The following is a 14,179-nucleotide window of genomic DNA, read 5'->3' as shown; positions in this document are numbered from 1 at the left end:
CGACGAGGCGGCATCCGCGGTGGCGGGAAAGTGCGGCGTCGAGACCGAGACCGCGACCTGGCCGCGGCCGGTCACGGTGCCGATCACGGTGCGTTTCGATTGCAGATTGAGGACATTGACCACGTCGCCCTCGGTGCCGTTCTCCATCGCCTTGCCGGCAACCGTGAGATAGAGGCCGGTGGACTGGAAGATCAGGGTGACGCTCTGGTCGCGCTGCACCAGATCGGGCTTGGCAAGGTCGGCGGTCCGCAGCGCCTGGCCGGCGCGAAGCTGCTTTCGCATCTGCATGCCGACCGCGCGGTCGCGAACGGCGGCGTCGCTGCCCACGACGGCTTTCGGCCGCCGTTCGGTCACCACGTCGGAGGATTTAAGGACCTCGTTGCGCTCGACGTCGCGCGCCAGCACCGCGGCTTCCACGGTTTCGACCGCGGTGCCGGTAAAGCGCAGTTTCGTCGGATTGGTGCCGGCATCGTTGCCGACCTCGAAGCTGACGTCGAAGCGGCCGCTGCGCGGGTCGAAGCGGGACGCGACCGGCTGCATCGCGCCGGTGTTGGAGGCGTCCAGCTTCAGATCCTGCACGTCCCGGTCGAAGGTCAGGCTGAGACTGGCGGCGGCGCCGAGGCCGTTGCGGTGCTCCAGCGCGCGGGCGACCTGAAGTTCGATGTCCTTGCTGTCCAGCGTCCGCGCCGCGCGCGTCACCGAGATCGCCTTGAGATCCCGGGTATCGACGCCGATCACCTGATGCGCGCGCAGCGCGGTGAGCACCTGCTCGGTCGGCAGCGAGCCGGTGGTGCCGAGATCGGGCGCGCGATAGATCGCGATCTGCGCCGCCGGGCCGGCGTTGTCGATGACGTCGCCGATCCGCACCACGTCGCCGGTGACGATGACGCTGGCCCGCAGCGCCGGCGCCGCGATAATTTCGTCGCGGGTCTGAGCCATGGCCGGCGTGGCGGCGGCGGCGAGCAGGGCGACTGCTGCGAGAACCTTGCGTATCGTCATCATCAGCTCCCTCAGCGGAACATCGCGGAAGTGGTTTGCAGCATCTGGTCAGCGGCGCTGACCACCTTCGCGTTCATCTCGTAGGCGCGCTGCGCGGCGATGAGGTCGGACATTTCCGAAACCACGTCGACATTGGCCTGCTCCAGGCTTCCTTGCGTCAGGCTGCCGTACCCCTCGGCGTTGGCGACGCCGTCCTGCGGCGGACCGGATGACGGCGTGTCGGTGAACAGGTTGTTTCCGACCGGCTGCAGGCCGGCCTTGTTGATGAAGCGCGTCAGGCCGATCTGGCCGATGATGGTCGATGTGGTCGAGCCCGGCAGCGTCACCGAGACCTGGCCCTGGGCGTTGACCGTGAGGCCGGACGCATTCTGCGGGACCGTGATCGCGGGCTGCACCAGGTTGCCCTGGGCGTTGACGATGCGGCCCTGGTTGTCCATCTGGAAGGTGCCGTCGCGGGTATATTGATAGGTGCCGTCCGGCATCTGGATCTTGAAGAATCCCTCGCCGGTGATGGCGAGGTCGAGATCGTTGCCGGTCTGCGAAAGCGTGCCCTGCGTCATCGATCGAGGCGTGCCGACGGTCTTCACGCCGCCGCCGATATCGATGCCGATCGGCAGGATGGTGCCCTGATCGGACGCCTGCGCGCCGACCCGGCGGATGTGCTCGTAGATCAGATCCTGGAATGCGGCGGTCTGTTTCTTGTAACCGGTTGTGCGCAGGTTCGCGATGTTGTTGGAGATGACCTGAACGTTGAGTTCCTGGGCCGCCATTCCCGTCGCAGCGGTATGAAGAGCTTGCATGGGTAGTCTCCTGGATGGCGGTTACGCGGGAACGTCGGCGAGTTGCTGGATCGCGGTCTTGTGCAGATCGCTCTGCTGCTGGAGCAGCGTCGCGATTTGGGTATAGGCGCGCGTCACCTCGATCATGCGGCTCATCTCCGCCACCGAGTTGACGTTGGACTTCTCGATGAAACCCTGGCGGACCTGGGACTTGACGTCGGGCTGTGCGGCGCCGCCTGCGCCGGCGGAATAGAGGTTCGAGCCTTCCTTCAGCATCCTCTGCGCGTTGGTGAAGCTGACGAGGCGAAGTTTGCCGCGGATCGCATCGGTCCTGCCGTTGCCTTCGAGCACGGTGATGGTGCCGTCAGGCGAAACGTTGATGTCGTGGTCGGTTGGCTGCAATATGATCGGCCCGCTGGCGCCCAGCACGGGATCGCCGGCGACCGTCACCAACTGGCCGACATTGTTGAGCTGCAGGCCGCCGTCGCGGGTGTAGCGCTCGCCGCCGGCGGTCTGCACCACCAGGAAGGCGTTGCCGTCGATCGCGAGATCCAGCGGGTTATTGGTCGCCTGCAGCGCGCCTTGCGAAGGATCGCGATAGGTGCCGCTGTCCTGGACGTAGCTGACGGCGCGGTCGGAGCCGATGAAATTGTCTTCATGCGCGCCGGTCTTCAGGTATTCCTGAAACAGCGACGCGTCGGTCTTGAAACCGTTGGTGTTGACGTTCGCAAGGTTGTTGGCGACGACATCCATCTGCCGTTCCAAGACCATCTGCCGCGAAAGTCCGACGAGAAGGGCATTCTCCATCGGTGGTTCTCCCCTTTGATGAACCGCTGTCAGCTCTCCCAAGCTTCCCTGCGGATCGTTCGAACCAGAAGCTCTCCCAAGCCGCGGTTCGCTGTTCAGTACAGCGAAAGCCGTGCCAAGTGATAAATCGCTGATTTTATAATGGGTTAGTTGTATCGTCGGAGTCGGCCAAGGGCGGCAGAAAGGTGTTGTTGACCATGTTTGCCCGGCAACTTTTTCCTACCTCGCGGGCAAAAGAAAGGTTCCATTAACCATTGTTACCTTAGCGTCACCATCAAGAGCGCGTGTGCGCTGGTGGCATTTGTATCGCGTCATGGCCTGCCTCGCGTCATCGAGTTCATTTTTCGCAAGACCGGACCGGGCGGGGCGATGGCAGACAACGAACAGGCGGACGGCGCGGCCGAAGGCACCGAAGCCGCACCTGCGCCCAAGGGCAAATTCAAGCTGGTGGTCGCGGCCGTAGGCGTGCTCGTCATCCTCGGCGGCGGTGCGGCGACCTGGTTCCTGTTCTTCCGCCACGGCGGGGATGAAGTGCACGCCGAGGCGCCGCCGCCGAAACCGCCGTCCTTTGTCGATGTGCCGGAACTGATGGTCAATCTGGTCGGCTCCCCCGGCGAGCGCGTGCAGTATCTCAAGGTCAAGCTCGTGCTCGAGGTCAAGGACGAGAAGCTGATCGAGGCGATCAAGCCGTCGATGCCGCGCGTCACCGACATCTTCCAGAGCTACCTGCGCGAATTGCGCCCGTCCGACCTCAACGGTTCGGCGGGGCTGTTCCGGCTGAAGGAAGAACTGACCAAGCGGGTCAACGTCGCGGTCGCGCCGAACCAGATCGGCGCCGTGTTGTTCAAGGAAGTCGTCGTTCAATGACCGGACGGATCTGACAACATGGCGGGCAACGATCCAGTCGACCAGGATGCAATTGCAGCCCAATGGGAAGCCTCGCTCGATTCCGAGGATCCCGCGGAGGCCGCGGAAGCGGCCGCGGCCAATGAACTCTCCGAAACCATGGCGCTGCAGTGGGCCGCCATGGTCGAAGACGGCAGCCGCGATTTCGGCGGCGGCAAGAACGGCGGCGAGCGGGTTCTTTCCCAGGAGGAAATCGACAACCTGCTCGGCTTCTCCGCCGGCGAGGTCAATCTCGACGATCATTCCGGCATCCGCGCCATCATCGATTCGGCGATGGTGTCCTACGAGCGTCTGCCGATGCTCGAAATCGTCTTCGACCGACTGGTGCGGCTGATGACCACCAGCTTGCGCAATTTCACCTCCGACAACGTCGAAGTCTCGCTCGACCGCATCACATCGGTGCGGTTCGGCGACTACATGAATTCGATCCCGCTGCCGGCCGTGCTCAGCGTGTTCAAGGCCGAGGAATGGGAGAATTTCGGCCTCGCCACGGTTGATTCCAGCCTGATCTATTCGATGATCGACGTGCTGCTCGGCGGCCGCCGCGGCCAGACCTCGCTGCGCATCGAAGGCCGGCCCTACACCACGATCGAAACCAACCTCGTCAAGCGGCTGGTCGAAGTGGTGCTGGCCGACGCCGAGCAGGCGTTCCGGCCGCTGTCGCCGGTGACCTTCACCATCGACCGGCTGGAGACCAATCCGCGCTTCGCCGCCATCAGCCGCCCCGCCAACGCCGCCATTCTGGTGCGGCTGCACATCGACATGGAGGACCGCGGCGGCAATATCGAGCTGCTGCTGCCCTATGCGACCATCGAGCCGATTCGCCCCGTGCTCCTGCAGATGTTCATGGGCGAAAAATTCGGCCGCGATCCGATCTGGGAAGGTCACTTCGCGACCGAAGTGGCGCAGGCCCAGATCTCGGTCGATGCCGTGCTCTACGAGGCCGATATTCCTCTCAAGCAACTGATGAAACTCAAGGTCGGCGACACCCTGCCGCTCGAGATGCGCGCCGACGCGCTGGTGTCGGTCCGCTGCGGCAGCGTCACCCTGACCGAAGGCCGGATGGGGCGCGTGGGCGACCGCGTCGCGATCCGCGTCACCAAGCAGCTGCGCAAACCGAATACTACCTTCGCGATGTTCGAGAAGGCCGATGAGCAAAACAAGGCACTGGAGGTCCAATGAGTCACACCCTCGGAATTGCAATCGAGAGTCTCGTGGCAGCGTTGCTGATGGTGACGATCGGCTACTGCATGCTGCTGAACACGCGGCTGAAGCGGCTGAAGGCGGATGAGCATTCGCTGAAGGCGACGATCGCCGAACTGATCACGGCGACCGAAATCGCCGAGCGCGCGATCGGCGGCCTCAAGCACACCGTCCGCGACGTCAACGAGCATCTCGGCAGCCAGCTGACCCTGGCGGAGCAGATGTCGCAGCAGCTGAAGAAGCAGCTCGCGGAAGGCGACAATGTGTTCCGCAGGCTGTCCAGGATCGCGATCGCCGCGCGGCCCGCGACGGCCGAGGAGCCGCCCGAGGCACCCAGGGCGTCGACCGCCAAGGCCGTCGCCGCGGCTGCCGAGGCGTTCTCCGACCGCAGAAGGTCTAACGGCCTCGCCGCATGAAATCGCTTCGTGATATTCGCGTCATTCCGGTCGTGCTGTGCGCGATCGCGGGTCTTGCGGTGCTCAAGATCGCCGGCCTCGTGATCGACGGCGGCTACGTGTTCGATTATCAGCCGCAATCGCCCAAGACGTCATGGGCGCAGGAAAACTTCAACTTCCCGGGTGGCGGAAGCAAAGGCGATCCCGCCGACATCACCGGTTCGATCCACGAAAAGCCGAAGGAGGAGGCCAAGCCGGCCGCCGCCGCGCCGGAAGTGGCGAAGCCGCCCGAGGGCACGGTGATCTATCCCGAGCAGACCGCGCCGGTGTCGGCGTCGGAGCGCGCGATCCTCGAGCGGCTGCAGTCGCGGCGTCAGGAACTCGAACAGCGCGCGCGCGAAATCGACATTCGCGAAAGCCTGCTCAAGGCCGCCGAGAAACGGATCGAATCGCGGGCCGATGAATTGAAGGCGGTGGAGTCCCGCATGACCACCGCGACCCAGCAGAAAACCGAAACCGATGCCGCCCGCTTCAAGGGCATCATCACCATGTATGAAGGCATGAAGCCGAAGGACGCCGCCAAGGTGTTCGACCATCTCGAAATGCCGGTGCTGATCGAAATCGCCACCCAGATCGCGCCGCGCAAGATGTCGGATATCCTCGGCCTGATGACGACCGAGGCGGCCGAGCGGCTCACCGTCGAAATGGCCCGGCGCGCCGGATCGGATCAATCCGCTTCCGCGTCCTCGGCCGATCTGCCCAAAATCGAAGGCAAGATGATGCCGCAGAAGACCAATTAGCGGGATATTTAACAGGACCTTAATTCGCCAATTCTAGGATTCGAAGCGCGGGGTGCGAGGGCGTCCCGCGGCAAGCGATCCTTCGACCTGAAAGACCCCTTGGAATGGCGCGAAAGGCTGCCGCTGGATTTTGGTCGCAAGCCCGCGCCTGCGTGCGGGCGGCGCAGCGTTGCCTTTCCCGCACCTCATCGCTTGCCGCAGCGCTGGTCCTGATCGGGCTGAGCTATTCCGGCGCCTGCCGGGCGGCGGATCCGGTCAAGGGCGAGGCGATGCTTTCCGCGTCCGGCGGTTACGCGCGGCTGATCCTGAAGCTCGCCAGGGATGTCCCGTCCGACGTGACCACCGCAGGCTCGATCCTGGTGATCCGCTTCGCGCAGCCGGTGGATATTGCGGTCGATAAACTGCCGGAGTACGCGGCCGATTATGTCAATTCCGCCAGGCGCGATCCCGACGGCTCGGCGATCCGGCTGTCACTGGCGCGCCGGGTGACCGTCAACACCATGACCGCCGGGGAACGGGTGTTCGTCGATCTGCTGCCCGACTCCTGGAACGGTCCGCCGCCCAGCCTGCCGCAAGAGGTGGTGCGCGAACTCGCCGAGCGGGCGCGCGCCGCCGAGCGCGCGCTTCGCCTGCAGCGCGCGGAGGCGGAAGCGAAGCGGCGCCCGACCATCCGCGTGCGCACCTCGGTGCAGCCGACCTTCGTGCGGTTCGTGTTCGAGATGCAGGACGGAGTCGGCGTGTCCTCGGTGCTGAACGAGCAGAAACTCATGCTGAAGTTCAACGCGCCGCTCACCTTCGATCTGGCCGACGCCAAGGAGGCGGCGCCGCCGAACGTCGCCTCGATCAGCCAGAAGATCGAAGGCGACGCGACGGCGGTGGAAATGACGATGATCGGCGATGTCGACGTCCACTCCTTCCGCGAGGAGAAGAACTACGTCATCGACGTCGCCTTCCAGCAGGTGCTGAAGCCGCCGGCGCCAATTTTGCCCGCGGCGGATGCCTCGCATGCACCGGCGACAGCTGCTCCGGCGACAGCCGCTCCGGCACCGGCCGCCGCGGCGCACGCCGCGACAGTGCCAGCGGGCCATGAGACCGCTGCGCCAGCTCAAGCCGCGCCGGTCGCGGCCGCGCCAGCCGTGCCGATGGCGAAGCTCGCCGAGCCACCGGCAAAACCCCGGCAGCCCGCTGCAATCGTGCCGCCGACTTCGGAGACGATCGCCAGGGAGGCCAATATCGAGGTCAAGCCCGAGACGGCGCCGGCGACAGCGCCGGTCTCCGAGCCGCCGAAGGCTGAAACGCCAAAGGCTGAAGCGCCAAAATCCGAACCGCCGATGCAAGAGGCCGCGGCGAATGAGGCCCCGGCCGCTGTCGCCGAGCCGCCGCAAAAATTGCCGGCCGCAGCCGTGGAACCGGCGGCCGAGGCCAAGCCGGCTGCGGCGATCGGAGCCAGCGGCGGCGCAACCGCGGTCGTGGCCACGCGAAGCAGCGAAGGCCTGAACCTGACGTTTTCGTTTGCTTCGGCGACGCCGGCGGCCATGTTTCGCCGCGCCGACGCGGTATGGCTGGTGTTCGATTCCCCGAAGCCGATCGATGTCGAGCCGATCCGCAGCAGGGGCGGGTCGATCATATCGGACGTCAGCGCATTTGCGCTTGATAACGGCCAGGCGATCCGCATTCGCCTCAACCGCCCGCAACTGCCGTCGCTGACCAGCGAGGACGAGACGGGCAGCAAGAGCTGGACCGTCAACTTTTCCGACATGCTGCGAACGCCGAGCCAGCCCTTGGTGGCGATCCGCAACATCGCCGACCCCTCGCTGGCCAACGTCACGGTGCCTCTGGCCAAAGCCGGCCGCCTGCATAGGCTGCTCGATCCGGACGCCGGCGATACCATCATGGTGGTGACGGCGGCGGCTCCGGTTCGCGGCTTCATCAAGCGGCAGGATTTCGTCGAACTATCGCTGCTCGAATCCGTCCACGGCGTCGCTGTCCGTCCGAACTCCGACGACATCACCGTCGAAATCACATCGGACAAGGTCCTGCTCGGCCGGCCCGGCGGCCTGACGCTGTCATCGGCCGAGGTTGGCGCGCAGCGCGCGACATCGGCGGCTCGCCCGGTTTTCGACCCGATCGAGTGGAGCAAGGGCCAGGAGGGGAACTTCATCCCGCGGCTGGACGATCTGATCGTCGCGGCCGGGGCAGCCGAGTCCGACCGGCGCATCGCGGCCAACCTCGATCTCGCCCGTTTCTATATGTCACGCGCGATGTACCACGAAGCCAAGGGCGTTCTCGATCTCGTGCTCTTCAGGGCCAAGGCCGGTCTCGAGGACCCCAACGCGCTGGTCATGCGCTCGGTCGTCAACAGCCTGATCGGGCGGCCCGACAAAGCGCTGAAGGACCTCAACAACCCGGTGGTCGGCGGCAATTACGATTCGCAGTTGTGGAAAGCGCTGGCTTATGCGCGCCAGGAGAAGTGGGCGGACGCGCGGGAGAAATTCAAGAACTCCGAAGTCGTGATCCCTTCGCTGCCGACCGATCTGCAGCGCATCGTGCTGGCCGAGGCCATGCGTGCGTCGCTCGAGGTCAAGGATTTCCCAGGGGCGTCGAAGCGCAGCAGCGAGCTGGACGTGCTTGGCGTTCCACCCGACATGAAGGCCACGATCGCGGTGCTGCGCGGCTGGCTCGCCGAAGGGCTCGGACACGACAAGGACGCGGTGGACCAATACAAGCTTGCCGTGGAATCGCCGGACCGGGCCGCGGCGGCCGAGGGCAAACTGCGCGACATCGCGCTCAAGCAGAGGCGCGACGAAATCAGCCAGCCCGACGCATTGCGCGAACTCGAAACGCTGCAGGCGACGTGGCGAGGCGACGGCATCGAGGTGAGGACGCAGCAGATGCTGGAGCGCATCTACGCCGACAGCGGGCGCTACGGGGAAGCCTTCACGGCCGCCAGGATCGCGACCAGGCTGCAACCCAATTCGGAGGCCGCGCGGCAGTGTCAGGACGCGGCTTCCGCGCTGTTCGTGCAGCTGTTTCTCGGTCCGAAGGGCGACGATCTCCAGCCGATCGACGCGCTCGGTATGTTCTACGAAAATCGCGAGCTGACGCCGATCGGGCGGCGTGGCGACGAAATGATCCGCCGCCTCGCGGACCGGCTGGTCGCGGTCGACCTGCTCGATCAGGCCGCCGAACTGCTGCAATATCAGGTCGACAAGCGGCTGGAGGGCGCGGCGCGCGCCCAGGTCGCCGCAAAGCTCGCCATGGTCTACCTGACCAACCGCAAGCCGGATCGCGCGATCTCCGCGCTTCGCACCACGCGCATCGCCGATCTCTCCGGCGAACTGCGTCAGCAGCGGTTGCTGCTGGAGGCGCGTGCGCAGAGCGACGTCGGGCGCCACGACCTCGCGCTCGACATCATCTCCAACATCTCCGGCCGCGAAGCGATCCGGCTGCGCTCCGATATCTACTGGGCGGCGCGGCGCTGGCGCGAGGCGTCCGAACAGATCGAATTGTACTATGGCGACCGCTGGCGCGACTTCAGGCCCCTGAACTCCTCCGAGAAGGGCGACGTGGTCCGCGCCGTGGTCGGATACGCGCTGGCCGAGGATGCCATCGGGCTGGTGCGGTTTCGCGAAAAATATGCGCCGTTGATGAGCGGCGAGGCCGACCGCACCGCCTTCGATATCGCGAGCAAACCGGCGTCGGCCAACAGCGCCGAATTCTCCGAGATTGCCAAGATGGCCGCGAAGGTCGACACGCTCGACGGCTTCCTGCGCGAGATGAAGTCGCGCTTCCCGGACGCAACCGCGCGCGCGCCGCTGCCGCCGGGAGTCGAGGGTGCCGACCCCGTCGCCACCACCGGCTCGCTGCCGCGGATCATCGGATTGACGCGGGCCGAGGCGGCGAAGTAGGCGGTCACGATCACGTTTTGCTCCTAACGTGGGGCGGGGCGAACGGCGCTTTCCAAGAATGCCTCTAGGGCCTCAATGCAGTCGCGGTCGCGGTAAACGAGCCGCTTGCGGTCTGCGATTCGGGCGGAAAACTCAGCCCGCTTTTCCGCATGTCGGCCGAGAGAAGCTGCGATCGAGACGTAGTCGTCGAGGGTCCGCGCCGTCATCTCGGGTATCCCCATCATCTCCAGGATTGCGGCCGTATGCCGGGCGCGCATCACGTCGCCAGCCAGGGTAACGATGGGGAGATTGTGAACCAGGCTCTCCAAAATCGAATTGCAGCCTGACCATCCAATGCTGTCCAGCACGATGTCACATTGGCCGATTGCAGCAACAAAACGATCCGCTGCCAGTCGTGGCAGGAAAACGCAGTAATCGGCGGCCTTCAGGCCGACCGCCTGGAACGCGCGATCAAGGCGTTCTTGAAACATTTCCGTAACACCTCTGCCACCTGCGAATTCGATAAACGTAAACTGGCAGCCGGGAACCTCGGCCGCTATGCGTGCAAACACCTCGTCAAACTGCGGCAGGTATTTCGGCAAGGACTGACAGCACCAGAAGACCACGGCACCCGCCCGCAAACCCAGCTGCGTCCGGTCAATGGCATGAGCCGGAACGTCCGATGGTTCGTAGTAGATCGAGAGATTCGGCAGCCGGATCAACTGCTCGGAATAGTGAGCCGCCGCTCTCGCGGGCTCCATGAGATCGCTGCTGATGAAACAATCGATCGTCGGAAAACCGCTGGTGACGGGATGTCCCCAGGAAGCGCATTGAATCGCCGCGAGGCGTTGCGCCGCCAGTTGGGCCGACACCTTGTCCATTCCGATTTCAGGAAAGATCAGGACATGGGGCGCATCGTCCAGGATGGCGTGCCGCCAGTCATCGAGCGACAGCGGGCCCTGTACGAAACGTCCGCACAATGTCGCCGCCAGCTCTGTCTGCTCATCCCGCTCACCGTTCGTGTAATAGCCGGACACATGGAATCGAGTTCGGTCCAGCTGCTTGAGCCATCCCTTGATCGGGATCTTCCAATTTGAGTGCTGTCTGAAGAACCCGCTGACGATGCCGAGGCGGATCGGCTCCCCCGGGCCCGGAGGGTTGGGCAAGACGGGCGCAGGGTATCGCGCAGCCATCACTGCGCAAACCATCGAGCCGTACAGAGTTTGAAGCTCTCGATCATTGCGGCCCTGATAGGGCAGATAAAATGGCTGGTGTGAGCCGATCGCCTCCGCCAGCGCCGCAGGTGCCACCGCACTTGTTGCGTCTGCGCTCAGCTTGGCCAGCCTGGCTGCGTAGGCGTTGCGCCGCTCGGCGATCTCCGGTTCGTCGATGTAAAGCGCCGGGAGCTCCGCCATGCATAAGGCCAGTTCGGCCTCAAGAAAGTTTGGCCTGAGCGCCAATGCTTGCGCGAAATGCCGTCTCGCTTCCGCGATTCTCGCCTCGCCACGCAGCGCCACGCCACAGTTGTAATGAACCATGAAAGAGCCCGCATCGATCCCGATCGCCGCCTCGTATTGTGCGATCGCTTCATCACGCCGGCCCATGGCCCTGAGAATATTGCCAAGATTATTGCGCGCGCCGGCACTGTCCGGACGCAGTGCGACCGCACGTTCCGCATGGGCGAGCGCTTCGGACAATCGATTCATATCCTGAAGCAGCGAGGCGAGATGGATATGCGCATCGACAAAATCGGGACGTAGTGAGATGGCGCTGCGGTAACGGCTCTCTGCGTCGGGCTTTCGGCCGGCCAATTCGAACGCTGATGCCAGATTGAAATGCGCAACCGGAGACTCCGGGGCGGTCTTCAGGACCTGTTCAAACTGCACCAGGGCTTCATCGAAGCGGCCAAGTGACCGCAATCCCCGCGCCAGATTGTTGCGAGCTTCATGATACCCGGGACTAAGCCGCACGGCCCGCTCGAAGCAGGCTACTGCATCGGTAAACGATCCGTTGGCCGCGAGGATCACGCCTCTGTCGTTGTGGGCCTCGGCGAAGTCCGGAACGAGCGTCACGGCTCGGCCGACGAGCGATGCCGCCTCCGGACGCCTGAGCTGATGGGCCACCACGCCCCAGAGGTGGAATGCGCGGGCATTCTTCGGATCGTTGTCGCAGACAAGCCGGTACAGGCGCTCGGCCTCGACCAGGCGCCCGGCGCGATGATGAGCCATCGCCGCCGCAAGCGTCTGCTCGGAACGGCCCCCGGCATTCATGGCGATATCTCGAAAACGACCGCTCCCCGCTCTAGCGCCGGTCGCATGACCGATAGCGTCCGAGACCCAGATCCACCTCGCATGGGCTTCCGTAGACCCAGACGGGCTGATCGCACGGCAGCGCCCGCGTAGCGCGAAACGGCGTATCACACGCGATGTTCGAGGCGGGATGCAACACGAGGGTTGGACCGTCATATGGCGCCGGCGGCTCGGCCCGGACGACGTAGGCGGGGTGGTGATGCCTTCGTGCCTTATGGACGTCGGCAAATCCGTTGCCGGTGCCGAATGCCAGAACGGAGGCGAAAGCGACGATAAATCGCATCAGCATGGTTTCCATCCTCTCAAGCGCTTTCGATTGAAAATGCGGCCGGCTTCCCCCCGGAAAGCCAAGTTTGCCACATCCGCGCGTAGGCCGCTTCAATATTTGCGGTCGACTTTGGCAGATCGAAGAGGGCACTGGCGTCACGGTTTGCAGCCAGTTTTTGCCGCAACGTGCTCAGGCGTCCCGGGTCGCGCGCCAGGGCGAGGGCCGTCCGCGCATAGTCTTCAAGCGATCCCGTGACCAGTTCGGGCATGCCGATCGCCGTCAGCAGACTGCCCGCCACGCGGCCTGCAAACGTTTCTCCGCTGCAGGTGAGGACCGGCAGTCCGGCCCATAGCGCATCGCTGGCCGTGGTGTGCGCATTACAGGGCAGGGTGTCGAGAAACAGGTCGGCATGTCGGTGGCGTCCGAGATGCTCCGCTGACGAAACGATGGGCGCAAATATCAACCGGCCGGCTTCGACACCACGCTTTGCGGCTTCCGCCCGCAAATTGTCTTTGACCAGATCGTTCGTCTCGAGCAACCACAGGACGCTGCCAGGCACCGATCGAAGCAGGCGTATCCAGATATCGAAAATTGCCGGCGATATCTTGTAACTGTTGTTGAAACTGCAAAACACCAGCGCGCCGGCTGGCAGCCCCCAATCCTGTCGCGACATGCCCGTGCCCGCCACCTCGCGCTGTCGGTCGTTGACCTGATAGCTAACGGGAAGGTGAACCAGCCTCTCGGAGAAAAAAGGTTGCTGGCTGCCGGGGACGACGAACGGATCGACAATGATGTAGTCGATGAAATCCGCCCCCATGGTGGCGGGAAATCCGAGATAGCTCACCTGCACCGGAGCCGGCCGGTAGGCCGGGATGGCGGCCCGGGCGTGATGGGTGTAGCCCTTGAGATCAATCAGGATGTCGACCTTGTCCGCGTGAATTGTTCGTGCCGCCTCGCGGTGCGACAGGGCGCGAATGTCGACCAAACGGTCGAACGCGGAAGCAAGCCGCGCGCGCATCGGGCTATGGTCATCGGGGCCGAAGGAATAGGCTGATACCTCGAAGCGGTTACGGTCATGGCGCTCGAACAATTCGGCCATCAGCTGCGCGGTGGCATGCTGGTGAAAATCGCCGGACAGGTAGCCAAGACGAATGCGTTTCCCTCCGGCGATGGGTTGATGATCAAAGACGTTCTTCGGCGGCGGCCTGATCGGGCCGATCCATTGCCGAGCGCAGCGCAGTTGATCGGATGCGGAGGCGGGCGTCGAAAGCAAATAGAAGGGCGGAACACGGTCCCCCCGCCGCACCATGTCGACAAGCTTTTTCTGGTCCGCTTCGTAATGGTCCCAGTCGCAGGCCAGTGCGCGGTGATACACGAACTGGCTGAACGCATCGGCGTAATCAGGCCTGAGACGCAAGGCGTTTCGATAGGCGGCGATCGCGCCCGAGAGATCGCTGCGTTCCCGCAGGGCATTTCCGAGGTTGTAAAATGCCTCGGGAAAATCGGGCTTGTGTGTCAGCGCCTGCTCGAACGCTACCCGCGCTTCGTCGGCGCGCCCTTCCGCGAGTAACGAGGTCCCCATATTGTTGCAGGCATCGGCGTGCGCCGGCGTTTGTCCGAGGAGCCGTCGGTAGAGATCAATCGCCTCACCAGCGCGCCCCAGTTCCTGAAGCACGATGCCGGCATTGTTGATCGCATCGGGATAATCGTTGCGAAGCTCGATAGCCCGGCCGTAGGCCGCCAGCGCTTCCTCCGCTCTTTGCTGCTGCTGCAGCACGGTCGCCCGATTGTAGTACGCTTCCGCGTAGTCCGGATTCAGCCTGATG

10 protein-coding genes are annotated in these 14,179 nt (G+C 64.3%); 5 read left to right on the top strand and 5 right to left on the bottom strand.

Features of this window, described 5'->3' with window-relative positions:
• From flgA to flgF, 3 genes are all read right to left on the bottom strand, one after another.
• On the bottom strand, nucleotides 1–999 hold a 999-nt coding region (flgA, locus tag QZ213_RS13485), incomplete at its 3' end, for a flagellar basal body P-ring formation chaperone FlgA (protein ID WP_291686570.1).
• Between the two features lie 11 nt (nucleotides 1,000–1,010).
• Nucleotides 1,011–1,799 (bottom strand): flagellar basal-body rod protein FlgG, encoded by a 789-nt coding sequence (gene flgG, locus QZ213_RS13480; RefSeq protein WP_291686569.1) that lies wholly within the window; start codon nucleotides 1,797–1,799, stop codon nucleotides 1,011–1,013.
• A gap of 21 nt (nucleotides 1,800–1,820) precedes the next feature.
• Nucleotides 1,821–2,585: a flagellar basal-body rod protein FlgF gene (flgF, locus tag QZ213_RS13475; RefSeq protein ID WP_291686568.1), complete on the bottom strand. Its 765-nt coding sequence runs from the start codon at nucleotides 2,583–2,585 to the stop codon at nucleotides 1,821–1,823.
• A 369-nt stretch (nucleotides 2,586–2,954) separates the two neighbouring features.
• On the opposite strand from flgF, the gene fliL reads away from it, so the two are divergent.
• From fliL to QZ213_RS13450, 5 genes are all read left to right on the top strand, one after another.
• Nucleotides 2,955–3,452 carry a flagellar basal body-associated protein FliL gene (fliL, locus tag QZ213_RS13470; protein ID WP_291686567.1) on the top strand — a complete coding sequence of 166 codons (498 nt, stop codon included), beginning with the start codon at nucleotides 2,955–2,957 and terminating at the stop codon, nucleotides 3,450–3,452.
• A gap of 18 nt (nucleotides 3,453–3,470) precedes the next feature.
• Nucleotides 3,471–4,673, top strand: a complete 1,203-nt coding sequence (gene fliM / locus QZ213_RS13465) for a flagellar motor switch protein FliM (protein ID WP_291686566.1) — start codon at nucleotides 3,471–3,473, stop codon at nucleotides 4,671–4,673.
• On the top strand, nucleotides 4,670–5,110 hold the full coding sequence (locus QZ213_RS13460; RefSeq protein ID WP_291686565.1) for a DUF6468 domain-containing protein: 441 nt from the start codon (nucleotides 4,670–4,672) through the stop codon (nucleotides 5,108–5,110). The genes fliM and QZ213_RS13460 overlap by 4 nt, the downstream gene beginning before the upstream one ends.
• A complete protein-coding gene (locus tag QZ213_RS13455; RefSeq protein WP_291686564.1) occupies nucleotides 5,107–5,889 on the top strand; it encodes a flagellar protein FlbB in 783 nt (260 codons plus the stop codon). Before QZ213_RS13460 ends, QZ213_RS13455 begins: the two co-directional genes overlap by 4 nt.
• Before the next feature lie 104 nt (nucleotides 5,890–5,993).
• A complete protein-coding gene (locus QZ213_RS13450) occupies nucleotides 5,994–9,797 on the top strand; it encodes a tetratricopeptide repeat protein (protein ID WP_291686563.1) in 3,804 nt (1,267 codons plus the stop codon).
• 23 nt (nucleotides 9,798–9,820) lie between these two features.
• Here QZ213_RS13450 and QZ213_RS13445 read toward each other — a convergent pair whose 3' ends face one another.
• Together QZ213_RS13445 and QZ213_RS13440 are read right to left on the bottom strand one after the other, a co-directional pair.
• Nucleotides 9,821–12,046 carry a tetratricopeptide repeat protein gene (locus tag QZ213_RS13445; protein WP_291686562.1) on the bottom strand — a complete coding sequence of 742 codons (2,226 nt, stop codon included), beginning with the start codon at nucleotides 12,044–12,046 and terminating at the stop codon, nucleotides 9,821–9,823.
• A 341-nt stretch (nucleotides 12,047–12,387) separates the two neighbouring features.
• Nucleotides 12,388–14,179, bottom strand: a 1,792-nt coding sequence (locus tag QZ213_RS13440) for a tetratricopeptide repeat protein (RefSeq protein WP_291686561.1), incomplete at its 5' end; no start/stop codon positions are given.

It is taken from the genome of Bradyrhizobium sp., from assembly GCF_017881085.1.
Classification (GTDB): domain Bacteria; phylum Pseudomonadota; class Alphaproteobacteria; order Rhizobiales; family Xanthobacteraceae; genus Bradyrhizobium.
This window is presented reverse-complemented; position numbering and strand designations above follow the sequence as displayed.

What these genes read in the sequence shown, in the direction of transcription:
- flgG (WP_291686569.1), bottom strand. Translation starts at nt 1,799, where the DNA reads ATGCAAGCTCTTCATACCGCTGCGACGGGAATGGCGGCCCAGGAACTC.
- flgF (WP_291686568.1), bottom strand. Translation starts at nt 2,585, where the DNA reads ATGGAGAATGCCCTTCTCGTCGGACTTTCGCGGCAGATGGTCTTGGAA.
- fliL (WP_291686567.1), top strand. Translation starts at nt 2,955, where the DNA reads ATGGCAGACAACGAACAGGCGGACGGCGCGGCCGAAGGCACCGAAGCC.
- fliM (WP_291686566.1), top strand. Translation starts at nt 3,471, where the DNA reads ATGGCGGGCAACGATCCAGTCGACCAGGATGCAATTGCAGCCCAATGG.
- QZ213_RS13460 (WP_291686565.1), top strand. Translation starts at nt 4,670, where the DNA reads ATGAGTCACACCCTCGGAATTGCAATCGAGAGTCTCGTGGCAGCGTTG.
- QZ213_RS13455 (WP_291686564.1), top strand. Translation starts at nt 5,107, where the DNA reads ATGAAATCGCTTCGTGATATTCGCGTCATTCCGGTCGTGCTGTGCGCG.
- QZ213_RS13450 (WP_291686563.1), top strand. Translation starts at nt 5,994, where the DNA reads ATGGCGCGAAAGGCTGCCGCTGGATTTTGGTCGCAAGCCCGCGCCTGC.
- QZ213_RS13445 (WP_291686562.1), bottom strand. Translation starts at nt 12,046, where the DNA reads ATGAATGCCGGGGGCCGTTCCGAGCAGACGCTTGCGGCGGCGATGGCT.